Source organism: Gemmatimonas sp., assembly GCF_046594945.1.
Classification (GTDB): domain Bacteria; phylum Gemmatimonadota; class Gemmatimonadetes; order Gemmatimonadales; family Gemmatimonadaceae; genus Gemmatimonas.
On record NZ_JBKJRB010000096.1, the window covers coordinates 17807 to 41923 of the forward strand.

Sequence of the window (24117 nt, forward strand, 5' to 3'; positions counted from 1 at the left end):
GGACTGACCACGCTATGTCCACACCTGCCTCAACTCCATCTCACGGCGCCATCGAGCGCTCACCCGCCGCTCCCTACGCGTTTCCGCAAGCGAGGAGCGCGTCGATAGAGCGTGGCCTGCAGTCGGGTTGGGCCAACGTCGGTCCGTACGTGCCGGAGCCATGGCGTGGAAAGCCCGTCGTTGAGCGCCCGGTAACGCCGCGCTTCGTCGCGCCGATCGCCTCGGCCCATGCACCACCAGCGGAGATGCCGGCGACCGGGATGCCACCATCGTATCCGACGCCGGCGTACTTCACGCCGCTCGGATCGCAGGCGCAGGATGACTTCGTGACGCCGGCATTCGCGCTCCCGGCGTTTGTCGATGCCACGGAGGAAGTCTTCGCCGTGTCCTTGATCGAGCCGCCCCCGCCGCTGGAACCGGAGGTAGCGTCGCTGCCGTGGATCGATGCATTTTTGTCATCGACCCCGGCAATGCCGATGCGGGCGGTAGACGAGTCGACCGCGCCACACTCGCCGCCCGCCTCGGACACACCGATGCCGTCGGATGCGTGGGCGCTTGACGAGGCAGCTGCGCAGCTGCGGTCGCTGGCGGATGAACTACGCGACCACGAGGGCATTGCCAGTGACGCGGGTGAGTCCGCACGGTTGTTCGACGCGTCGCTGACCCCGGAGCCACTTCCGGCGTGGAGCGACGATGACCTGATCGACATCATGCCGCTTCAGAAAGACGGCGCGATCGCGTCGGCTCGGGTGCCCACTCCGGGCTCGAGCAGCGTCATCGAACCTTGGGCCGATCGGGCACGTCGGGCGGGGGAGGAGAGCGCGGAGGCGGCGGCCAAGGCACTCGAGGTGCTCGCGCGCCGCGTGCGAGACGGGGAGATCTCGCTGGCGGGGTACGAGCCCCGTCTCGGCGATGCTGCCGCGTTGGCGGCGGCGCTGGCCGCACTCCTTGGCGTCCGTCGCTGATGGCGCTGGCGGTTCGCCGCTATCGAGTAGAAGGGGAAGTGCAGGGGGTTGGCTTCCGGTGGTATGTGCGTGCGCAGGCGCGTGCGCTCGAGCTTGCTGGCTGGGTCCGGAACGAACCAGATGGCGCTGTGGTACTGGTCGCTTCCGGTGAGGCGGAATCGTTGGACGCGTTAGAGCGTCAATTGCATATCGGTCCGCGCCACTCGACTGTCACGAACGTGGTCCGACGGGAACTCACGAGTTTCGACGCGGTCGGGTTACCGACCGCATTCGTGATCGAGCGCTAAGCCACGTCGTGTGATAACTTGGCGCGCATGGCTGCCGCTCTAATCGACCGATTGACCGCTACACTCCGCGACGTCCCGCACTTCCCGTCGCCGGGTGTTCTCTTCAAGGACATCACCCCGGTGCTGGCCGATCCGGCACTGATGCGCGACGTGATCTCTGCGATGGTGGCCCCGTACCGCGGCGCCGGCCTGACGCATGTCGTCGGGGTGGAAAGTCGTGGCTTTCTGTTCGGCATGCCGATGGCGCTGGAACTCGATGTGCCATTCGCGCCTGCGCGCAAACCCGGCAAGTTACCGTGGAAAACCGCGCGTGAGTCGTACGACTTGGAATACCGGAGCGACGTGCTCGAGATGCACACGGACGCGGTCGGGGCAGGTGCTCGCGTGCTGGTGGTCGACGATGTGCTCGCGACCGGCGGCACGGCGGCCGCAACCTGTCGACTCATCGAGCGGCTCGGGGGGAAGGTCGTTGGCCTGTCGGTACTGGTCGAGTTGTGCTTTCTTGAGGGTCGCTCGCGGTTGCCAGGGAGAGAGGTGCATTCCGTGGTAACGCTGTAGGCACCGAACCGACGGGCAGTCTTGCGCGCAGCACTCCTTCGCGAGCGGGCAAGACGTGAACTGTCGGCTGGTGTTCCGTAGGGCAATGCTCGAGCGCTCTTTCCACACGGCACCTTCATACGCCATACGGTACGCCATGCGGTACGCCATGCGGTACGCCATGCGGTACGCCATACGGTACGCCATACGGCGACTCAGCTGGCTGCGGGCGAACCGGCGCGGAGGGAGCCGCTCGCCGTGTCATCAAGAGTACAAGTATGGCAGCGTCGCCGCGTGCGACCCGACCCTGCGAGTCGAGACAGGCTCACTCCGAATCGGTGTCTGGCGGCGGACACCGAGCGGAGTGAGGCAACTTGCGAGGACTTGAGTCGTCGGCTTCAGGTGCGCAAGTTTACCGCTCGCCCTTACACTACACGCCCCCGAACCACGTTCTGATTCGTTGTGCGTTGTCGTCCTCGTAGCTCAGTTGGATAGAGCGGAAGTTTCCTAAACTTCAGGCCGCAGGTTCGATCCCTGCCGGGGACATCAGTTGCGACTAATGCAAACGCCCCCATACAATCCGGGGGCGTTCGTCACTATATTTAGAGGCTAGATCCGTCCGCTCCGTTGCCGCACGCGTGATCGTGCCACCGGAGGCTGGGCGCACCCATCGTTGCCCCTCATCGCTGGTCTTCCGCATGGCCCAGTCGTCCCGTTCCGCGTCGTCCTCCTCAAGCCTCTCCGACGATCCGATGGAGAGGCTTGGCGATTGGTTCCAGTCGAACAGCCGTCCGATCGGCATGGCGGTTGGTGGCGTCGCCGTTGCCGCGTTGGCGATCTTCGGCTACCGTAGCTACTCGTCGGGCCAGAACGCCAAGGCCTCAACGGCGCTCTACGCCGCGCAGGCCCCGATGGCCCAGGGCAAGCTCGACGAAGCCACGAAGGCGCTCGACAAGGTCGCGAAGAGTTATTCCGGAACCGCTGCCGGCCAGCAGGCGGCATTGCTTCTGGCTCAAACGCTCTTCGAGCAGAAGAAGTACGCCGACGGTATCTCCTCACTTGAGAAGTCCGTGGGCAGCGCCAGTGCCGACTTCAAGGCGTCGATGGAGTCGATGATCGCGGTTGGATACGAACTCCAGGGTAAGATGGCTGAGGCGGCGACTCACTACGCCAAGGCGTCGACGGCCGCGAAGTTCGACAACGACAAGAATAGCTACAAGGCGTCGGAAGCCCGCAGCTTGATGGCGGCCGGCAAGAACGCGGAAGCCAAGAAGATCTGGGAAGAGTTGGTTAAGTCCGACAGTCCGTCGGCGCAGGAAGCCAATGTCCGGTTGGGCGAACTTGCCGGTGCGGGAAAGAACTGATCGACGCGGTGTGGAGTGAACAGCACCGCGAGCGTTTTGTGAAGTGGTAGGTGACGGCGGTCCGGAGTAGATCCGGACCGCTGTTTTGTTTGCGGCAGAGACGACACTAACGGGCCCCGAACACGTCGCAATAGCGTCATTCTGTGGATACTGTCTCCTTATTGTATGCGCATAATACATGTTATGTAAACCAATGTTGGTGGATAACTGTGGGAAACATTCTGGGGATTTCTCCATCCACCTGTGGATGAACGCAGCAACGTTATGCACAGCATATGGTTAGGCTGTCTGCGTGAAGGCAGATGAACCGTCAAAGCTCACGAACTGTAAAGCTGTCCACCTTCCCACATGGATCTTGTGATCAAAACCGCATGAGTCCGCGACTCAACCAATCCGCCGTGCGACCCGCACACACCACCGGATCACGACGCTCTCGCAAGCCGCTAGATCGACTCGATCACGCCGCGGAACACCACGCGGCCCTCGCCACGAAGTGTCGGCTCAAAGCCTGACGCGGTCGCCGACAGCCGCACTTCCAGATCACGCCGAGAACTCGTCCGGATCGTGACCGTCGATGACGTAGCTAACCCCCACGCTGCCAGCAGTACCGCCGTGGCAACAGCCCCCGTACCGCACGCCAAGGTTTCCCCTTCGACGCCTCGCTCGAAGGTACGATACCGCCATCGCTTACCAGGCAACGACGAAACCCAGTTCACATTTGCCCCCGCTGGCCCAGAGGCCGTGTGGCGGCGAAGCGTCGGCCCTCGACCGTCCACGTCCACGTGGTCGGCATCATCACACAGGATCACCAAGTGCGGAATGCCGGCTAGTGCGAACCCGATGCGTTGCTCCCCCGCCACCAAGTCGATCGGCATGGCGGTGTGGATCACCGTGACCGGCTGCAAATCGATCTCGGGCTCTGAATCGGCGAGACGACTGGCAATGAGTCCGGCCGGCGTGGTGAGCGTCATCCCCGACGCGGAAGCAAGTCCCAGCATCGCCGACAGTGCCGTCGAACAGAGCGTCGCATTTCCACAGAGATCAGCCGGCGTCCCGTCGCGATTAAAGTAGTGCAGTCGCACATCGGCATCGGGCGTTGCAGGCTCGATAACCACTAGCCCGTCAGCTCCTATCCCGTTGTTTCTATTACATATAGACCTGATCAGCTCAGGTGCTGTCACAATGTCGCGCGACACCTCACGCCCGTCGAAGAACACGAAATCGTTGCCCGATCCCGTCATCTTCACAAAGGGGATTCCCCGCAACGGGGAGTGCGGCGACATCAGGCGTTCCCCGTGATCGCCCACCATCGGAGCCGCCACACCATCCAAATCGCCTCCCGTACGATCCGCTTCGACATCTTCGATTCGCCTTCCGTACGATCGTGGAACACAATGGGTATCTCCGCGATGCGAAATCCACGCTTCCACGCTCGAAAGCTCATCTCGATCTGGAAGGCGTATCCGTTGGAGCGAACCTGGTCGAGCGGAATCGCCATGAGCACTTCACGGCGGAAGCACTTGAAGCCGCCGGTCGCGTCACCGAGCCGAAGTCCGGTGACCGCGCGCGCATAGATGTTCGCGCCATACGATAAGATCAGGCGAGTCATCGGCCAGTTGACGACCGTCACCCTGCCATCGCGGTAGCGCGAGCCGAGCACCATATCGGTGTCGCGGATCGCGGCCAGGAACTCCGGCAGGTGACTGGGATCGTGCGAGAAGTCGGCGTCCATCTCAAAGATGAAGGCGTATTCGCGCTCGAGCGCCCATTTAAACCCCGCCAGGTACGCACGGCCGAGTCCTTCCTTCCCCGCACGATGGAGCACGTGGACGCGGCGATTGGCCGCGGCCAGCTGATCGGCGAGCTGTCCGGTGCCGTCCGGAGAGTTATCGTCGACCACCAACACATCGAGGCGCTCATCCTGGGCCAGGATCAGCGGGACGATGCGGGTCACATTTTCGCTCTCGTTATACGTTGGTACGATCACTAGGCCGCGTTCGCCTAACGCGAGGCAGCCACGAGCCGGTGACGGAATTCGCGTCACGTCATCCTCCTTCGGCCAAAAAAACGTCGGCCGTCGTACCGGCCTTTCGGTCAAGGGCGAATCCGATGATCCACCAGAGCAGTGCCAAGCCAAGTGCCAGCAAAGTCAACAACTTCCCCGTGTGATATGGTGCGCTGTCGAAGCGGAGCTGTACGGACTTCGCGCCCATGGGCAGCTCAACGCCGATAAGTGTAAAATCCGCACGCGCTATCGTGGCCGGTTTGCCATCCACCGTCGCGCTCCAACCTGGATAGAAATTTTCAGACACGATCAACGCGCTACCCGCCGGTGCCGGTCCTTCGAGGGTAAGGTCGATCGCCCCGGCCTCATACTTCGTAACCGCGACGCCGAAGGCTACAGGCTCGGGCAGCGGAGAGTTCACCGGTCTTGACTGAATGGTCGATGCCGTATCAAAGATCGCGACGCGCTTCAGGTCGAACAACGGGTTGAGCACGGTCGCTTTGGTCGTCTGGTCGTCGAGCTTCACGATCAGCGGCGCAACCCACGCCGCTGGGTGATCACCGGGTAACTCGTACAAATACGTCATGGTGCCGGCCGCGTTTCTTACCGGACCCGCGGCCAGCTTTGCGCCCTGAAATGGTAAGCCGGGCGTGTTTGTGTAGAAGAAACGCGCGTTGGTGAGCGCCCAGAAGTTGGGGTTGGCTATCGACTCAAAACCCTCGCTCTTGCCGTAGAGCTCTTGGTAGCGGCCGAGTTCGTTTCCGTGGTAACCAAGCACGCCGCGTATGCCGTGGTGCATGAGAGCGTCGCCGAGCACGAAGGGGTCGTGGGGCGCCATGTTGTCGCCGAGGGGAATGGCGATGACACGGGCCGGTTCCGGCTGCGACTTGAGGAATCGAATGATATCGTCTTCAGCATAGAGCAAATCGGCGCGGGCCGAAAAGATCCAGTAGTCTCGCTCCACACTCCACAGGTCGAGTGCTACCACGGCCGCGAGAAGCCACCCCGCCAGTGGCGCTTTCAGCGCCCCGCGAGCGACGGCGATCATGAGCCCGAGCAGCGCCAGGACGGCGACGGCCGCTCGCCATGCGCCGGCCACCACGTGCCGCGCGTTGGCTTCGATGAGATCGCCGCGCGCATCGCCGTGGATTGACATCGCGAGGTTGGTGAGCGTTCCCGAAGTCGCAAGGATACCGACGAGCAGCGCAAAGCTACCCCAGCCGATCACGTACCGGATGGTCCCCTTCCCCGCCAGCACCCGTTCGGCTCCAAACGCGGCGAGCACGGCGCAGGAGAAGGCACTCACATAGAGAATCGTGCTGGGCGCCCGGAAAAACTTGGAGCCGGGGACGACCGCGTAGACCAGCTGATAGAACGGGGTGTGGCCGCCCCACGCCCAGAGCAGCGAGACCATCAGCGCGCCGAGCCAGAACCAAGCATGTGAGCGATGTCGGTTCACGAGTCCGCCGCCGAATGCGAAAAGCGCCAGGACCAGCACAGTGGCACCGATATACTCGCTATGAAAGTGGATGCGGTTACGGCCCCAATAGCGCTCCAGGATTCCCGAGAACTGGGGAAGATACATGTTGATGGTCTCCTCGAGCGGAAACGAAAAGCTGGTGGCGTAGTCGTATCCCTTGCCACCGGCGCGCGGAGACCAGGGCACATATTCCTGAACGGGGAGATACTGAATAGCCCCCATCACTGCGCCGAGCGCGACGGCACCGAATGCCAATGCCAGTCGGGGGACTCGGCGGGACGGGGTCGCGTCGCGGGTCGACGTTGAAGGCGCCGAGGCCAGACTCCACGGTCGACGGGCGAGGAACAGGGCGTACGCACCGCACGTGAGCAGCATATACTGCAGGAGTTGTGGATGCGGCGACAACATGGCCAGTCCGACGATCAGCGCCAGCAGCCCCCAGGCACCACGGCGTCCATCGCGCATGCCGCGCACCAGTGCCCAGAGGGCGGCCGGCAGCAGTGCACTGACGAACAACTTGCCGTCGTGTCCCGGCGACGCGTAGGACGCGACCGCCCCGCTGAGCAAATAGGAGACACCGCCGATAGTGGCACTCTGGAACCGAACGCCAGCCGCGCGCAGGAAGCCGACCGTGAAGACGCCGGCGAGGAACGTGTGCAGCACGAAACCCCACGTCATCGCGATGTCGGTGGGAAGCAACCAGCGCAGTAGGAACGTGGGGTAGAAGATATCGCCGTGCATGGCCGCGACGTACGGCATGCCACCGAACTGGAACGGATTCCATTGCGGGAATCCTTGTCCGTCACGGAGCGCGCGTGCGGCGAACTCGCGGAACGAATACCCGGCGATATACTGATCCGAGTTCGGGTTGACGAGAAACGCACCACCGAGCGCCGGCCATGCCAGCAGCATTGTCGCGAGAAAACAGACGAGTGTCCCCCAGGCTAGAGGAAAGCGAGGTGACGGGGGCGGCGCATTCATCGCGTCAGAGCGAGCCATCGAGAAGACGGGAAGGGTGAGCACTGAGCACGTTCCAAGCGGAACCACTCATGTCGCGCGCTGCAGCGCCGCCCGCTGCGCGGCGGGGAGGACGAGCAGGCTGACGAGTCCCGGCAGCACCTCGAGCAGGGTCAGCCAAACGCGAGATGTGACGCCGAGGATTACGGCGTCCCCCTGCCCTGCAGCACCGACGCCTACGAGGAAAACGGTCAGCGCCGCCTCGCGGAATCCGAGTCCACCGGGAGAGAAGAGGACGAGGTATCCGATGAGGTAGGAAGCCGTGAATACTGCGATGAACAGCGTCGGATCGCTACTGATGCGCGGTGTCACGCCGCGAGAAAACAACGCAAACGCAACACCGTATCCCAGCCAGGACGCGGCGTGCATCGCGGTCACTCCCCAGAGCGTCCCGGGGGTAAGCTGTCGGCCAGACATCGACACGCCGCGCTTTTCGGCGAACCACCCAAGTACCCGTGGCAGAATCAAAGGCAACGCCAGCACGCCGGCCACGAACACGACGGTGGCAATCACGGCACCGGTGCGGAAACCGGGATAAACCGTGTCCAGCCCTTCCGCACCCGTGATGACGGCAACGCCGAACCCGGCACCGATGTTCAACAGTGTTCCGAGCACGGCGGCACCGGCGGCCGCCGCACCCGAGACGCCCTCGCGCGCGGCCAACACACTTAGGGCACCGACCGACCACACCTTGCCCGGAATCCATCGACCGAGATTCGCGATGGACCAAATACGTACCGCCGGCAGATAGGCAAGTTCGCCGCCCCACCCGCGCAAAAGCAGACGCCAGCTTTGAATCAACATTGCGTAGACCGCCAGCACGCTCACACTCGCCGCGACAATCCAGCGCCACTCCACGTGCAGCTCCCGCGCCGACGCCCGCATCTCGGTCCACTGGCCGTGCAGGGCCCACGCGATGAACACGCCCGTGAAAAGCAGCAACAGGAACTTGAGTGCGGGATGATACCGCATGCCGCGCTCACGCCAGATCGCGGCGTTCGTCATCGCACCGCCTGTCGATAGTGCGTGAGGTATCGATCGGCCACGGCGTCGGGAGCAAAACGCGCAAGCATCTCATGCCGCGCGCTCATCCCGAGTTCTCGCGCGGTGATCTCGTTGGCGAGTAGGCGGGCAAGCGCTTCGCCCAAAGCGCGCGTATCCCCGACCGTGACCAGCGTACCACCATGCTCCGGGCGCACGACATCGATCAGGCCACCGTCCGCGTACGCCACCACCGGCGTGCCGCACAGCTGTGCCTCCACGGCAACCAAGCCAAGCCCTTCTTCGCGTGACGGGATCGCCAGTGCGCGCGCTCCTTGATAGAGGGGGACCAGTGCGGGCTGCGGGAGTGCACCGTACCAGCACACGCGGTCGGTGAGGCCGAGTTCCGTGGCGCGGATCTTCAACGCATCGCCATCCGGCCCGTCGCCGACCACGTGGAGGGAGGTCGGCGCTCCGTCGCGCTCCGCGTCATAGGCACACATGGCCGGCGACACCATCGCGTCGAGCAAGTCGGCAAGCCCCTTCTGCGCGTTCAGTCGCCCAACAAACAGGATCCCGCGCCGCACGGCCGACGGCTCGGCGGCAGGGGCGAAGTACCGCGCATCGACCGGCATCGGTGAAACAGCGATCGACACGTCGGGTGCAATACGGCGCGCGGCCTCGGCCAGCCATCCAGAGACGGCCGTACACCTAGCCGCCTCGCCGAGCACGGCGCGCATCACGGGGTGCGCGAGGGCCGTCCGTTGCGCGAGGCGCACGTCGGAGCCGTGCATAGTGATCACCAGAGGTGGATCGCCCGCCCGACGTGCGCGCCAGAGTGCGAGCGCCGACGGGAACCACCAGTGTGCGTGCACGATGTCGTACGGGGTGCCGACGCGAGCGGCGGCATCGATCTGCAAACGAACGGCGCGACGCATCGCCCGCAGCATACCCAGTAGCGCCAGTTTTCCGCCCCACGACGACATCACCTGTTCCGCCATGTTGCCGGCATACGCGAGGGTCATTCGCGAGTCGCTGGCGTAGCGCACCCGCTGAATGCGAACGCCTTCCAGCATTGCTTCGTGCGCGAGGCCAGCGGCGGCTGGTGCCAGGATGTCGACGGTGGCACCGGCCGACTGCAGCGCGACCGCAAGTCGCAACACGAATGAGCCGGCCGCATCGCCATCGAAGCGCGGCACGTTGTGGGTGACGAAAAGTACGCGCACGGCGCGAGGCACCGGAGCGCCGGCCGTCAGCCGCGGTCGCGATCGACGCCGGGTGTCACGGCGAGCGTGACGTCGTCGGCATCCTCGTCCTGCTGCGCGCTTGCCAGATCATCGAGCTCGCGTCGCAATTCGCGCACTTCGGAGCGCTGCTGCGCGATCTGCTCGCCAAGCAATCCGGTAGCGAAGAAGATCGAGCCAAGCATGAGGCACGTCTGAATGACCGTCCAGACCCAACGCTGCCCCTGTCCGGTAATCGCGAGCCACCCGAGCGCTCCGAGTCCGGAGAGCACGCCGACGGCGAACAACGCGACGCCGAGCATGCCGAAGGCGAGCAACGGCTTCTGACCAAACTTCAGCTCAAACCAGACCGCGAGCATGTCGAGCACGCCGATCGGAATGCGCGACAAGCCGAACTTCGATTTACCGGAGTGGCGCGCATAGAGCGGCACCGGCACCTCCGTGACCGTAAAGCCCTGAGCGGCCGCCATGACGATCATGTAGCGATGGAAGTCGGGGCGCATTGGCAGCGCCGCCATGATCTCTCGGCGATACGCTTTCACGTTGTTCAGATCGCGCACCGGCACGTGGAAGAGCGTGCGACTGAGCTTGTTGTAAATGCCCGACACAAAGGCCTTCTCGTACTTCCCCTGCTTGTATCCCGTGACCATATCCGATTCGCCGGCCAGGATCGGATTCACCAGCCGCGGAATATCTTCCGGCTTGAATTGGAGGTCAGCCGGATAGAAGACGAGCACGCGCCCGTGTGACTGGAGGTAGCCGGTACGCAGCGCTTCAGCGATCCCGCGCTGGGCGCGATGGCGCACAGGTCGCAGGAACGCATACTGCGCGCGGAGCTCCTGAAGGAGCGCCCAGCTTCCGTCAGTCGAACCATCGTCGACCACCACCACTTCATAGCGGGCCGACTCGCCGCGAAACGTGGCCTCACACAGTTCCAGGAAGAGCGCGAGGTTCCCCGCCTCATCCTTGGCAGGAACGAGCACGCTGACGTCTACGATAGCGGTAGACGCCAGACGGGAAGTACGCCGAAGCGGACGGAGGGAGACGGCCATTCAGAGAGAGATGAGATCGCGATCAGTCGAGCGCGGGGGTCAGACGCGTTTGCGCATGCGGGCCGGAAGCACGCCGAGCTGGTCACGGTATTTGGCCACCGTACGACGCGCAATCTGCACACCGGTTTGCTGCAGAATCTCGACGATCGCCTGATCGGTGAGCGGATTCTTGCTGTCTTCCCCCGACACCAACTTCTGAATCTGGTCCTTGATACCACGCGCGGAGACGTCGTCACCGTCGCTGGTGGCGAGTCCCGACGAAAAGAAAAACTTTAGCGGCAGCACACCGCGCGGTGTTTGCACAAACTTCTCGTTGGTCACGCGACTGACGGTCGATTCGTGCATGCCCACGGCCTCGGCGACCTCACGGAGCGTAAGCGGACGCAGCGCCTGAACACCACGCTCGAAGAAGTCCCGCTGCCGATCGACAATGTAGTGCATGACTTTCAACATCGTCTGACGGCGCTGCTCGATCGCCTGAATCATCCAGTTTGCCGAGTTCAGCTTACTGGCAATGAAGTCCTTACTCTCGGTATCGAACTTCTTCTTGTCGCGCGCGATCTCCTGGTAGGCGCGCGACAATTTGAGCCGCGGCAGATTGCCGTCGTTCAAGAAGATATGATATGCCTGACCGATCTTGTCGACGACCAGGTCAGGGATGATGTAGTTGTCACCAGCGGCGCTGTAGCGTAGTCCGGGCTTGGGATCGAGCTTGGCGATTTCGTCAGCCGCGCTCTGCACTTCCTGCGCGCTGATCCCGAATCGTTTCGACAGTTCGCTCCACCGGTGCGAGATGAGCTCTTCGAACGACTCCTCGACGAGACGGTACGCCATCGCATCACGATGACCGGCGGCGCGAAGCTGCAGCAGCAGACATTCACGGAGATCCCGTGCCCCTACACCGGGCGGATCGAGCTCTTGAATGATGGCGAGCATTGCCTGCATCTCGGCGTCGCTGAAGGGCGCGACGTCGGCGTCGCGCTCTTCCGCCTCCGCCGCGAGCCACTCATTCACGCCACGCTGGATCACTTCGATCGGACAGGCGAGGTAGCCGTCATCGGAAATGTTGCCGACGAATTCATCCGCCAAAATCGCTTCACGCGCCGACATCTCGATCAGCGTGAGCTGCTCGGTGAGATGGTCGGAAAGATGTTTGGTATCGACCGTGACCGGCTCGTACCACTCGCGCTGCTCATGTTCTTCGCGCTGACCGCCGGTCTCGAATCCATCCAGCAACACCGCTTCCCAGTCAACTTCATCGTCGCCGGTCTTCTCCGGCTCGGACTCGACGTTCGTATCCGGCTCGGCCAGATCCTGCGCCTCGGGCACTTCGTCAGCGTCCGGCGACTCGTCGTCTTCGTCCTCGGGCTCAACGAGATCGAGAAACGGATTCGTCAACAGCTCCTGCTTGAGGTGCTGCTGAAGGTCGAGCAAGGGCATGTACAACAAATCCATCGCCTGATATAGGCGCGGATTTACCTTGAGCTCCTGTCGGAGTCCGGTACTCTGCTGGAGACCTGGCCTCATGACGTCACCACCTCTTCATCCGCTTCAGCGAAGCGCGCGCGGAGTCGCGCAGTCAGCGTCGGCCCTAGATAGATCTCCGCGACCGTATCGTCGAACACCAGTTCGCGAACCGTGCCGGAGACTTTCACCTGCCCATCGAACATGATGTACGCCCGGTCCACAATGTCCAGCGTCTGCTCAACATTGTGGTCACTGATGAGTACGCCGATACCACGGTGGCGCAGTCCAGCCACGATGGTCTGGATGTCGTGCACCGCGATCGGGTCGACACCGGCAAAGGGCTCATCGAGCATCATAAACTTCGGCTGCGTCACCAGCGCGCGGGTGATCTCCAACCGACGGCGCTCACCGCCGGAGAGTTGAAAGGCGCGGCTGCTGCGCAGGTGCTTGATACTGAGTTCATCGAGCAGCGTCTCCAGGCGATTCGTTCGCTCCGCCGAGGAGAGCGGAAGCGTTTCCAGAATGGCCAGAATGTTCTGTTCAACGGTGAGCTTTCGGAAGATCGACGGTTCTTGTGAGAGATACCCGATGCCGTGACGCGCCCGCTGGTACATCGGCATGCTCGTGATGTCCTGGCCGTCGAGCTTGATGCGCCCCGACTGCGGCTCGATGAGACCGACGAGCATATAGAACGTTGTGGTCTTGCCGGCGCCGTTCGGCCCGAGCAGTCCAACGATCTCCCCCTGCGCTACGCGCAGCGCCACATCATTCACCACGCGACGACCACGGTACGCTTTTACCAGTCCGTCAGCACTAAGGACCGAATCGCCGGTGACGGGCAGGTCCGTGGTCGGCGTGGCGGCGCGGCCGACGCGGGGGAATTCGCCGGTGGCCTTGAGTTGACGGGCCAGATCGACCCGATGCGCCCGTAGCGCCGTCCAAAGCGACGGCAAGACCTGCACCGTGGATTCGGGCGACGAGAGGCCGTGCGCCGGAATCTCGAGCACCTTTCCCGCGGCAAGACGTGGCAGAATCTCCGTCGCGAGATGGGCACGCACCTCGTCCATGGGCAGGCGCGTGCCGTCGGCGTGCTGTTCGATGTAGCGACCGGCGATAGCATGCAATGCCGCCGACCCATGCGCATCCGCCGCCTCGATCACCGCCCCGAGCGCCAACGCCATCGACCGATCGCCGTGCACGACGCGATCGACCAACGCGATGGTCTCCTCAAGCGAAGTCGGCGTGGGCGATGCGGAATCGGTCATGACGGGCGGCGAGAGATGGTGACGGCGGCGGCGGGAAGCGGGAAGAACGTGGAAGCCGGCGACTCTGGTCGAGGCGCCGTTGGAGCGAGCGGGGGCTTCTTGGCCACCGATGTCTTCGCGGTCGTGTCTGCTAGACTATCCGGCGTCGGTTCGAGATACAGTCCCGATGCTGCGGAATCTACTCGAACATCCCGCACGGAGCCCGTATCGAACTGCACGAAGATGCGCTGGCCTCGCACGTAATTGAGCGCCGGAGGCGCGGTCGGCCCTTTCTTGGAGGCAATCTGGAAAAGCGAGCTGGCATTGCCGAACGCATGGATTTGCTTGATACGTGTCTGCTTGCTCGTGTCGGCCGGGGCCTGTGTGGTATCGAAATAGGCAAAGAGACTATCGCCGCGCAGCATATCGCGGTCGCTCGACTTGATCTTGAGCGTGTCCGGCACCCCCATCGCCACGGCGCCTCCGATCGCGCGGACCTCGCGCGGACGTTGGTCGGTGAGCACGATGCGCATCGAGTCCGCTTCCACGTCCTGCTGGGGCGTGCGCGCGCGCGCGCGGCCTTTGCCGAACGCGAACGCTTCGTCGATCTTCTGCTCCTTGAGCCGCAGATCGATGCGTTCTGCGTTGATGACGAGATCCTTGTTTGTTGCCGTCGCGCTGTGCAGTGCGAACACGCGGTCGAGCTTCTTGTCGGTGGTGAACAGGTCGATCGTATCGCCATTCAACGTGAATGCCTGCGACGTATCCATGCTGCGGATACGCGCGGCGCGCACGAGCCGCGCCAACTGGGTCGTCTTGTTGTACGCCAGCGAATCAGAACGCCCGATGATCTTCTCGCGCGTGATAATCACATCGCCCCATCCCAGCACCAGGGTGTCGCCGACGTCTTCAAAACGGTCAGCGGTCACGATCGTCGGCTGGCTCGGCTTTCCGGTGCTGTCCTTCTCGATGAGTTGAGCCGTCGGCCGGTTTGGTGCCACTAGCCTCGCCACCGGGCGCCCCGGCATGACCCGGTAATACTCGATATTGGGTCCGCTAAAGGTGCTGCCCGTTGCAAGTTGCGTGGCCACCACGCCGCCGTCGGCGAACAGGCGGCCTTCACGCGTGAAGTACGTGGCGTGCGCCGCGGTCACGCGCAACTTGTTCGGCTCTTCGTACACGACGTTGCCGTACATATTGACAATGCCAGCCGACTCGAACTGCTCCGCGCTGTCCGCGCTGATTCGGTTGTTCTCACCCTGACACCGGCCGACGAACCCCCCACCGATAAAGGTGTTGGCCGTGCTATCAGGGAGCCGCGTGTATAACAGCCGAGTCTCCGGCGGGCTGTCGGCAAAGTCGAGCACGCAGTTCCGACTGGTGGCCGACGACGTCGCCTTCTTGGCCGGTCGCTTGGCCACGGCCGCGAGACTGTCGCGCTGGGCAGCGGCGCGCGTCACGCTATCGCGCGCCGCCACACTATCCTTTCTCGCTGCCGTCGCCGCGACCACCAACGACTCCGCCTGCACCGAGTCGGCCCGCACCGAATCGGCCCGCACCGAATCGGCCCGCGCACCGGCACGACGCGCACTGTCGGAGACCGCTATCGCCGTGGCGGGCGCGACCGATGTCGCCCCACGGCGCGCGCCTCGGCACCCGGCAACTATCGCCAGCAGCGCGACGGTACCGAGCACCGTACAGGCGCGAATTCGCAAGCGTCGAGGAGTCACGTGCTACTTGGTCGGAATCTTGACGGGCGCGAGGCCCTTGCAGTTGCGCAGACACCGGAACTTCGTGAGCTGAGGATCAGACTCGAACCCCAACCCGGTGAACGTACGGGACGGCTCATTGAGCACGAAGGCGCTGTCCGTGAAAATCTGGTTTCGCACTTGGTCATATACGAGCTGCGGCGATGAGAGTCGTTTTCCATCATCGCGAACGACGACCACGTCGCCGCGCGCGTCGAGACGAGACAGTCGCGAATTGTAGGTACCGGCCTTGGCCGTCAGCACCCCATCTTTCATACCCACCGACGTGTAAAACGTGACGTTGACCCGGCGCAACTCCATCCGGGTGCCCTCGTCGTAGGTCAATACGGTGTCCGCCAACAACACGCCCTTCGAGACGCCCTGATCGGTCAAAAAAATGCGACCGCCGAAGATGATTTGATCGGCAGAGTCGGGGATCACTGTCTTCGTGGCCTTGGATTTGACTTGCGTCTTGCCCTTGGCCTTCGAACACGCGGCGGCGGTAAGAACAAGCGCTGCGAGCAAGAGCGCGGATACTGAGCGCCCGCTCATGCCGCGCCTGCGCGCATCAAGTCGTGCAAATGCACGATTCCGACGAGTTGCTCCTGCGCATTCAGCACCGGCATCGCCATGATGCCATGCGTTTCCATACGGTGCACAACAGCACTCCCCAGTTCATGATCATGCGCCATCCGAGGCGTGGTGGTCATCACCGACACCACGGGAACGGACAACACGTCCGTGTGGCGCTCCAGCAAACGCGTCAAGTCGCCTGCGGTGACGACCCCCGACACGCTCCCATGTTCCACGACCACCGCGATGCCACGCCGTTCGGCGAGTAGCACGATGGCCTCGCGCATCGTCGCGGCCCGATCGAGGACGGGCAGATCCGACGTCAGCATGACGTCGCTGACACGCGTCAATAACCGGCGGCCAAGCGATCCTCCGGGATGAAACCGGGCGAAATCCTCGGCGCGGAATCCCTTCTCCTCCATCAGCGCGACCGCCAACGCGTCGCCCAGCGACATCGTGACGGTGGTGCTGGTCGTCGGCGCGAGATCATGCGGACACGCTTCGTCGCGCACGCCGAGATCAATGGTGACGTCGGCGTGCCGTGACAAGCGCGACGACCGGTCGGCGGTCATCGCGATCAGGTGTACGCCCAGCCGCGACAGGGCGTCGATGAGTCCGAGCAATTCCTGACTTTCACCACTCTTCGAAATGAGAATGGCCACGTCCTCGGCACCCACGATGCCGAGGTCACCGTGCACACCCTCCACCGGGTGCAAGAACATCGCCGGCGTGCCGGTCGACGTGAAGGTCGCGGCCATCTTGCGGCCGACCAGTCCCGACTTTCCGACGCCGGCAATGATGACACGGCCGCGGCAGGCGGCCAGCAACTGCACGGCGCGCACGAAATCGTCGCCCAGTGTGCGTTCGACATCGGCCAGCGCGGCCGCCTCGAGTTGCAGCACGCGTCGCCCTCGCTCGATGATCAGTTCGGCACTCATGCGTGCGCGTCCTCACGCGCGGTCTCATGTGCAGTCACGCGTTCCGTCGTTGCGGCCACGCTGCGACTCGCGACGTAGCGCTCCACGGCGTCGGTCCACTCGCCGCGCGCAACCAGCAGCGCTTCGGCGAACTCGCGCACCGCGCCGTGCCCGCCATGTGCACGCAGCTGTAACTGCGCCGTGCGACGCACTTCGGCCACGGCGTTCCCGACGGCCACCGGAAGTCCAACGCGGCGGAGCACCGAGAGATCGGGCAGATCATCACCGACGAACGCGACGTCATCGAGCGTGCAGCCGCAGTCGTTGGCGATCGTCGTGAGCGCCGAGAGTTTGCGCGCGTCAGGATCCTGCACCAGGGCATCGACACAAAGTTCCCGTGCGCGCTGCGCCACGCTCTCCGACACACGACCGGTGATGATGACCACTTTGAGACCGCACTCACGGAGCAGATGAATACCAAGACCGTCCTGAATGTCGTAACGTTTCAGCTCGAACGGGACATCGCCCTCGCCGGTCTTGGCCGAACCGAGATAGATCCCACCGTCGGTCAGGACGCCGTCGACATCGAGGCCCACGACGCGGATGCGGCGAGCCAACGTCCGCTCGATGCGTGGCGCGTGGACCACGAGCGGTGGAAGGGCGTCCGTTGCGCCCGTCGCGTCCGCCGTCATCACGAGCGCACGCGATCCCAAATATCGACCGCACGTGCCATGAGATCCCCCATCTGATCGAGTCGCAGCATATTCGGTCCGTCGCTTGGCGCATGATCCGGAGCGGGATGCGTTTCGATGAAGAGCCCCTGCGCGCCGGCCGCGATCGCGGCGAGCGTGAGCGGCGGGATGAACTCGCGGGCGCCCCCGCTGGAGCCGGCAACGCCCTGTCCCGGACGCTGCACGCTGTGGGTCGCGTCGAAGATGACGGGGACCTCGCACGATTCACGCAGGCGCGCGAAACTGCGCATGTCCACCACGAGATCGCCGTACCCGAAAAAGGTGCCGCGCTCCGTGACGGCCAGCGCCCCGGCCTCGACTGCGGCCAGTGCGGCCCCTGCTTCGACCTTGCGTACCGCGCCGCGCATGCCCTCCGGGTGCATCCACTGGCCCTTCTTCACATTTACGGCCTTGCCGGTCGCGCCGGCCGCCAACAGGAGGTCGGTCTGGCGGCACAGGAAGGCCGGGATCTGCAACACGTCCACGACGTCCGCCGCGATCGCGCACTGTGACGCCTCGTGCACGTCGGTGAGAATCGGCAGTCCCGTTGCGGCGCGCACGCGCGCGAGCGCGGCGAGCCCGGCGTCCAGACCCAGGCCCCGCACACCATCGACGTTGGAGCGGTTTGCCTTGTCGAAGCTGCCCTTGAAGATAATGCCGCCGGGCACATGCTCGGCCAATCGGGCGAGCGCCTCACCGACGCGCAGATTGAGCGTGTCGTCCTCGAGCTGGCATGGGCCGGCAATGAGGAAGAGTCGATTTGCGGGAAAAGGCGACGTGGTCATGGGTGCGAGAGAGTCGATCAGAGAGTCGATCACTGATTCACGTGCGCCAATGACGGCGGCGCGGCGTGCTGCTGCGCATGGTGATAGCGCTCCGCCGCCGCCACAAAGCCGGCGAACAACGGATGCGGGCGCAGCGGGCGCGACTGCAGTTCCGGATGGAACTGGCAACCGATGAAGTATGGATGCGCCGGCAGTTCCACCATCTCCACCAGTGAGTCGTCGGGCGAAAGGCCACTGAGGCGCATGCCGTGCTCAATCAACGAGTCGCGGTACCGGTTCGACACCTCGTACCGATGACGATGCCGCTCGCTGACTTCGGGCTGTCCGTACACTTCGGCGGCCTTCGAGCCACGCTGCAGGCGGCACGGATAGGCACCCAAGCGCATGGTGCCACCCATGTCGGTCACATCGCGCTGCGAATCCATCAGCGAGATGACGGGATCTCGGCACTCCGGGGCGAACTCGCTGGAGTGACTATTGTCGAGACCCAGCACGTTCCGCGCGAACTCGATAATGGCGACTTGCATGCCAAGACAGATCCCGAAGAACGGAATCGACAATTCACGCGCCGCGCGAATCGCCTCGACCATGCCTTCCACGCCGCGCACCCCGAATCCGCCGGGCACCAGCAATCCGTGATAGTTCGAGAGAATTTCCCGCGCCCGTTCCGCCGACGTGAAGAGGTCACTGGAGGTCCACGCCAGGTCGACACCGACATCATTCGCGATACCACCGTGAATGAGCGCTTCGTGCACGCTTTTGTAGCTGTCGATGTAATCGGTGTACTTGCCGACGACACAAATCTTCACGCGCGTATGCGGATTCGTGATGTGCTGCACCATCGTGCGCCAGTTCGAGAGATCGGGCGTGGGGGCCGTGAGGCGCAGACGCTCCATCACGCGCTCGGCGAAGCCCTGCTGCTCGAACGACAACGGGATCTCGTAGATCGTGGGCACGTCGGGGCTCTCGATGACGGCGCCGAAATCGACGTTGCAGAACAGCGCGATCTTACGTTTCACGTCGTCCTGCAACGGCTTCTCACTTCGGCAGATCAGGAAGTCGGGCTGGATACCGATCTCCATCAGTTCGCGCACGGAATGCTGCGTCGGCTTCGTCTTCACTTCGCCGGCAGCCGCGATATACGGCACGAGAGTGAGGTGCACGAACAGTGCATTTTCCTTACCCACCTCGCGACGGAACTGGCGAATCGCTTCGAGAAACGGCAACGATTCGATATCGCCGACCGTACCGCCAACTTCCACGAGCACGACATCGTTGCCCGGCGCGATTCGCTTCACGGCGCCCTTGATCTCGTCGGTGATGTGCGGAATCACCTGAACGGTCGAGCCGAGATACTCCCCGCGGCGCTCCTTGCCGATCACCGCCGAGTAGACCTGCCCCGTCGTGATGTTGTTGAGCCGGGACATCTTGGTCGAGACGAACCGCTCGTAATGGCCGAGATCGAGATCGGTCTCCGCACCGTCATCGGTGACGAACACCTCGCCATGCTGCGTGGGGTTCATCGTGCCCGGATCCACGTTGATGTACGGATCGAGCTTCATGTTCGCGACCTTCAGGCCGCGGTTCTCCATCAGCGCACCGATCGAGGCGGACACCATCCCCTTGCCGAGCGACGACACCACACCGCCGGTGACGAATACGAACTTGGTCTGCTGCGCCATGGATCCGTGCGTTCTACCGAGTGCAGTGAGAACACGCAATGCGGTAACGAAGTCGACTAACCCATGGTGATCGCTGCCGTCGATTGACCGTTGAACAATCTGGCCAGGGGAGTATGTTCGTAGATCCCCGCAGCGAGATCAGCGCCCGATCTCGCACGCGATGTACTCGCCGAGCCGCACGCGCTCCGCGTCGCTCGGCTGCGGTTGGTGATCATCGTCGGGCATCAACCGGTTCTTTGACGTCGGTCCAAACGCGGCCTGCTTGTCGATCCGGCTCGTGTTCTCGCGGATCAGGCTCCGCGTGTCGAAGTCGATCGTCACCGGAGCCCCGTTGCGGTCATCGCCGAGCTTGCTCTGCGAGTGACACGCCAGGCAGTAGGTCTGCATGAACGGCTGTCCGAAGCTCGCGTAGGTCGGCGGGTCGCTCGGCGGGCACGTCGATCCGGTGTCCTCGCCCACCGGATCGCCAGTGCACGCGGCGATCAGCAGCAGCGCGAGGGCCGCCTTCACGACAGCTGCCGGCGCCAGCCCGAGATCTCGGTCGAGGCGGCGGCAACCGGGACGCCCGCGCTGGTGCCGTTCGGCTTGCCGGCGGCGTGCAGGTTCTGGCCACTGTCGAGCGCGACCGCGACGATCGCAGCGATCAGCTCCGCCTCGTCCGCGCGCGGCGCGAGCTGCTTTGCATTGCGGCCGATGAAGCCGGTGTCGTACTCCCCGGCGACGAACGCGTCGTGCCGGAAGCAGCGGCGGTGGAACGCGAGGTTGGTCTCGATGCCTCGCACGACGTACTCGTCGAGTGCGCGGCGCATGCGCGCGACCGCGGTCTTGCGATCCTCCCCCCACACCACGAGCTTCGAGATCATCGGATCGTAGTGGACCGGAATCTCGGAGCCCTCGTAGCAGCCGCTGTCGTTGCGGATGTACGGACCATCGGGCACCCGCATGTGCGTGATCCGGCCGGGTGAGGGCAAGAACTTCACGGGATCCTCGGCGTAGATCCGGCACTCGACGGCGTGACCGCGGCGGCGCGCGTCGAGCTCCGCTTGCGTCATCGGCAACGGACGGCCCTCGGCGACATCGAGCTGCCACGCGACGAGGTCGACGCCGTAGATCATCTCGGTCACCGGGTGCTCGACCTGGAGCCGTGTGTTCATCTCGAGGAAGTAGAAGCCGCCATCAGCGCCGAGCAAGAACTCGCAGGTGCCGGCGCCGACGTAGTTGACCGCCTTCGCCGCGGCAACCGCGGCCGCGCCCATCTTCGCGCGGAGGTCGGCAGAGACCACCGGGGACGGCGCCTCCTCGATCACCTTCTGATGGCGCCGCTGGATCGAGCAATCACGCTCGCCGAGGTGGACGAGGTTGCCGAGCGTGTCACCGAACACCTGGATCTCGATGTGGCGCGGCTGCTGGATTGCCTTCTCGAGATACACGGTGCCATCCCCGAACGAGCTCGTCGCCTCGCGCACGGCGCCGTCGAACGCGGCCGGCAGCTCGGCTTCGGTCGCGACCAAGCGCATGCCCTTGCCGCCGCCACCGGCGGCCGCCTTGGTCAGGACCGGAAAGCCGATCTTGCGTGCGGACGCCAGCGCGAGCTCCGCGTTCGGGAACCCATCGCCGGTCGGTCCGTTGTCGCCGGGGACCACCGGCGTGCCGGCCGCGGTCACCGTCTTGCGCGCCTCGGTCTTGCTCCCCATCTTGCGCATCGCGTCGGCGGACGGCCCGATGAACGTGATCCCCGCCGCGGCACAGGCATCGGCGAAATCCTCGTTCTCCGACAGGAATCCGTAGCCGGGGTGCACGGCATCGGCTCCCGACTGCTTGCACGCGTCGAGGATCTTCTCGATCACGAGGTAGCTCTGGGCGGCCGCGGCGGGCCCGAGGCCCACGGCGGCATCGGCCATCAGCACGTGCGGTGCGAGGCGATCTACGTCGCTGTAGACCGCCACCGTGGAGACGCCGCGCTCCTGACACGTACGCATGACACGGACAGCGATCTCGCCCCGGTTGGCGACCAGGACGCGGCGGATGGGGCGGATAGCTGAAGGCATCTGTCGCACAACATACACAAACCCAGGGCCGCGTTGCATTGCGCACGGCCGCGCCATAGAATCGAGCCAAATCGGTGTCTTGCGCCCCAGCGATGAGGGGGGCACACCGGTTCGGGAGAACCTGCTTGGCCGATCCAAATACGCGACAGGGAAAGCGAACGCCGGTCACGCTCAAGATCAAGTTCAAGAGCGAGACGCTCGAACAGTTCATCGAGCGTTACGCCGTGGACGTGAGCCAGGGTGGCATCTTCATCCGGACCAAGGAGCCACTCGCCGTCGGCACGCAGATGCGGTTCGAGTTCCAGCTGCGCGACGCGTCACCGCTGATCGCGGGCGAAGGCACCGTCGTGTGGACGAGAGAGAACGACCCGAGCCGCCCGGCGATCGCGCCAGGCATGGGCGTGCGGTTCGACCGCCTCGCCGAAGGTAGCCAGGGCGTCCTCGAGCGGATCCTCGCCGAGAAGGCGAAGCAGGCACCGCAGCGTCCCGCGACTGAATCGAGCAAGCCGCCGATGTTCACCGATACGCCGACGCGCGTGGCGCCGGCTCCCGTGCAGGAAGCGCTGCTCGGGAAGGAGGCGAACCCGACCGGACTGCCCAAGCGCAAGCGTCCCGATTCGTTCGGCGAGACCACCGGGGACGGCACGCCACTGCCGCGGCCGATGCCGTTCCACTCCGACGCCGACGAGTTTCCGGAGGAGGCGTTCGAGGAGGCGACCAAGGTCCGCGCACTCGACGAGCTGATCGCGCAGACCGCCGACGCGACCTCGACCACCACGCTGCGCGACGAGCTGGCCGATCGCCGCCCGCGCGCAGACGCGACGGTTGCCGATCCGCCGCGCGCCGAGACCGCGCCGGTCGCCGGCGATGCAAAGCCAGCGGTCGTCGTGGACCGTGATTCGGCCCCTGGCCTGCCGAGCCCGCCCGAGGGCCGGATGCCCGAGGCGGTCGCCGCGGATGCCGCGAAGGCCAAGCTCGGTGCCGAGGGCGCGCGCGTCCCGCTGCGTCCCTCGTCTCAGACGTCGCCGCCGGTCACCTCTCCGGCGCCGGCACGTCCAGTCGCCAAGGATGCCGTCACCAAGCCAACCGGCATGCGTGCGGTCGCCGCGGAGACCCGGCCCACGGAGCCGCGTTCGAAGTCCAATGTCGGCGTGCTGCTGGTCCTCCTGTTCTTCGTCGCCGCGGGCGCCGCGGCCGTCTGGTTCTTCGTGATCCGTCCGAAGGCCGACGAGACCAAGGTCGTCCAGCCCGATCCGGGATCGGGATCCCCGGGCTCTGCAGGCTCGGCGGGCTCGGTCGGCTCGGCGATGGCGACCAACCCCGATACCGGCTCGGCCGGTTCGGCGGGCAGCGACTCGATCGGCTCGAACAACGGCAGCGGGGGCAGCGCCGTCGCGATGACGGGCTCCAATGGCTCCGCTGGTTCGGCCGTCGCGCCGGCAGTCGAGATGGTCGAGACCCTGATCTCCGCGGCCGGCGCCGACAAGGCAACGGTCGAGGTGCTCGGCACCGATCAGACCGGCGCATCGCCGCTCAAGGCGAAGCTCGAGAAGGGCAAGCCGTACCGCGCGCGCGTCCAGGCCCCGGGCTTCATGATGCTCGAGATGGACGTCAAGGGCGGCGACAAGGCGACGGCCAAGCTGATCGGCAAGCCGCGCGTCATCTCGGTCAACAGCCAGCCGCCGGGCGCGCTGATCTTCATCGATGGTGGCACCACCGGTCACTCGACGCCGTTCGATGTCGAGCTGACGAAGGCGCAGGCCGCGAAGAAGAGCGTGCGCGTCCAGATCCGCAAGAGCGGCTTCCGCGCGATCGAGCGCGTGATCGATCTCGGCAAGTACACCGAGGACGCAGCGCAGATGATCGCGAAGCTCGACGAGAAGCTCGCGGTGCAGGCGGTCGTCCAGAACCCGACGAACAACTCGACGAACAACACGACGCCGAAGAACGGTTCCAACGGGACCACGACCGGCAGCGCCGGGACCACGAC

At 64.4% G+C, this 24117-nt stretch carries 21 protein-coding genes and 1 tRNA gene; 6 read left to right on the forward strand and 16 right to left on the reverse strand.

The window, feature by feature from the left end:
• The first annotated feature begins 14 nt into the window (after positions 1–14).
• The 5 genes from ACLL97_RS11490 (at position 15) to ACLL97_RS11510 (ending at position 3153) form a co-directional block, all read left to right on the forward strand.
• Entirely contained in the window at positions 15–965 is a 951-nt protein-coding gene (locus ACLL97_RS11490) for a hypothetical protein (RefSeq protein WP_411280614.1), read from the forward strand.
• Positions 965–1252: an acylphosphatase gene (locus ACLL97_RS11495; RefSeq protein WP_411280615.1), complete on the forward strand. Its 288-nt coding sequence runs from the start codon at positions 965–967 to the stop codon at positions 1250–1252. The genes ACLL97_RS11490 and ACLL97_RS11495 overlap by 1 nt, the downstream gene beginning before the upstream one ends.
• 27 nt (positions 1253–1279) lie before the next feature.
• Positions 1280–1810 (forward strand): adenine phosphoribosyltransferase, encoded by a 531-nt coding sequence (locus ACLL97_RS11500; protein ID WP_411280616.1) that lies wholly within the window; start codon positions 1280–1282, stop codon positions 1808–1810.
• Positions 1811–2261: 451 nt separating this feature from the next.
• Positions 2262–2335 (forward strand) — tRNA-Arg (locus tag ACLL97_RS11505).
• Positions 2336–2487: 152 nt separating this feature from the next.
• Positions 2488–3153 carry a YfgM family protein gene (locus ACLL97_RS11510; RefSeq protein WP_411280617.1) on the forward strand — a complete coding sequence of 222 codons (666 nt, stop codon included), beginning with the start codon at positions 2488–2490 and terminating at the stop codon, positions 3151–3153.
• Between the two features lie 443 nt (positions 3154–3596).
• Here the strand turns inward: ACLL97_RS11510 and dapF are convergent, their stop codons facing one another.
• The 16 genes from dapF to ACLL97_RS11590 all read right to left on the reverse strand — a co-directional run bounded on the left by dapF (position 3597) and on the right by ACLL97_RS11590 (position 22127).
• Positions 3597–4436 carry a diaminopimelate epimerase gene (gene dapF / locus ACLL97_RS11515; RefSeq protein WP_411280618.1) on the reverse strand — a complete coding sequence of 280 codons (840 nt, stop codon included), beginning with the start codon at positions 4434–4436 and terminating at the stop codon, positions 3597–3599.
• Positions 4436–5188 carry a polyprenol monophosphomannose synthase gene (locus tag ACLL97_RS11520; protein ID WP_411280633.1) on the reverse strand — a complete coding sequence of 251 codons (753 nt, stop codon included), beginning with the start codon at positions 5186–5188 and terminating at the stop codon, positions 4436–4438. The genes dapF and ACLL97_RS11520 overlap by 1 nt, the downstream gene beginning before the upstream one ends.
• A gap of 10 nt (positions 5189–5198) precedes the next feature.
• A complete protein-coding gene (locus tag ACLL97_RS11525) occupies positions 5199–7637 on the reverse strand; it encodes a hypothetical protein (RefSeq protein WP_411280619.1) in 2439 nt (812 codons plus the stop codon).
• Between the two features lie 48 nt (positions 7638–7685).
• Positions 7686–8660: a lysylphosphatidylglycerol synthase domain-containing protein gene (locus ACLL97_RS11530; protein ID WP_411280620.1), complete on the reverse strand. Its 975-nt coding sequence runs from the start codon at positions 8658–8660 to the stop codon at positions 7686–7688.
• Complete coding sequence (locus tag ACLL97_RS11535; protein WP_411280621.1) at positions 8657–9862, reverse strand: glycosyltransferase; 1206 nt, start codon at positions 9860–9862, stop codon at positions 8657–8659. The genes ACLL97_RS11530 and ACLL97_RS11535 overlap by 4 nt, the downstream gene beginning before the upstream one ends.
• Positions 9863–9888: 26 nt before the next feature.
• Positions 9889–10932 (reverse strand): glycosyltransferase family 2 protein, encoded by a 1044-nt coding sequence (locus tag ACLL97_RS11540; protein ID WP_411280622.1) that lies wholly within the window; start codon positions 10930–10932, stop codon positions 9889–9891.
• 39 nt (positions 10933–10971) lie between these two features.
• Positions 10972–12459 carry an RNA polymerase factor sigma-54 gene (gene rpoN / locus ACLL97_RS11545; RefSeq protein ID WP_411280623.1) on the reverse strand — a complete coding sequence of 496 codons (1488 nt, stop codon included), beginning with the start codon at positions 12457–12459 and terminating at the stop codon, positions 10972–10974.
• Complete coding sequence (lptB, locus tag ACLL97_RS11550; protein ID WP_411280634.1) at positions 12456–13241, reverse strand: LPS export ABC transporter ATP-binding protein; 786 nt, start codon at positions 13239–13241, stop codon at positions 12456–12458. The genes rpoN and lptB overlap by 4 nt, the downstream gene beginning before the upstream one ends.
• A gap of 419 nt (positions 13242–13660) precedes the next feature.
• Entirely contained in the window at positions 13661–15373 is a 1713-nt protein-coding gene (locus ACLL97_RS11555) for a hypothetical protein (RefSeq protein WP_411280624.1), read from the reverse strand.
• Positions 15374–15376: 3 nt separating this feature from the next.
• Positions 15377–15916 (reverse strand): LPS export ABC transporter periplasmic protein LptC, encoded by a 540-nt coding sequence (lptC, locus tag ACLL97_RS11560; RefSeq protein ID WP_411280625.1) that lies wholly within the window; start codon positions 15914–15916, stop codon positions 15377–15379.
• A gap of 23 nt (positions 15917–15939) precedes the next feature.
• Entirely contained in the window at positions 15940–16902 is a 963-nt protein-coding gene (locus ACLL97_RS11565) for an SIS domain-containing protein (protein ID WP_411280626.1), read from the reverse strand.
• Positions 16899–17528 carry a KdsC family phosphatase gene (locus ACLL97_RS11570; protein ID WP_411280627.1) on the reverse strand — a complete coding sequence of 210 codons (630 nt, stop codon included), beginning with the start codon at positions 17526–17528 and terminating at the stop codon, positions 16899–16901. The genes ACLL97_RS11565 and ACLL97_RS11570 overlap by 4 nt, the downstream gene beginning before the upstream one ends.
• 44 nt (positions 17529–17572) lie before the next feature.
• The gene (kdsA, locus tag ACLL97_RS11575; RefSeq protein WP_411280628.1) at positions 17573–18397 is read right to left on the reverse strand and encodes a 3-deoxy-8-phosphooctulonate synthase; all 825 of its coding nucleotides are present in this window, start codon (positions 18395–18397) and stop codon (positions 17573–17575) included.
• A gap of 29 nt (positions 18398–18426) precedes the next feature.
• Complete coding sequence (locus tag ACLL97_RS11580) at positions 18427–20079, reverse strand: CTP synthase (protein WP_411280629.1); 1653 nt, start codon at positions 20077–20079, stop codon at positions 18427–18429.
• Positions 20080–20217: 138 nt separating this feature from the next.
• Positions 20218–20589, reverse strand: coding sequence for a hypothetical protein (locus ACLL97_RS11585; protein ID WP_411280630.1), 372 nt, complete (start codon positions 20587–20589; stop codon positions 20218–20220).
• Complete coding sequence (locus tag ACLL97_RS11590) at positions 20586–22127, reverse strand: acetyl/propionyl/methylcrotonyl-CoA carboxylase subunit alpha (protein WP_411280635.1); 1542 nt, start codon at positions 22125–22127, stop codon at positions 20586–20588. Before ACLL97_RS11590 ends, ACLL97_RS11585 begins: the two co-directional genes overlap by 4 nt.
• 125 nt (positions 22128–22252) lie before the next feature.
• On the opposite strand from ACLL97_RS11590, the gene ACLL97_RS11595 reads away from it, so the two are divergent.
• Positions 22253–24117: TIGR02266 family protein (locus tag ACLL97_RS11595; RefSeq protein WP_411280631.1), on the forward strand; the 1865-nt coding region annotated here is incomplete at its 3' end.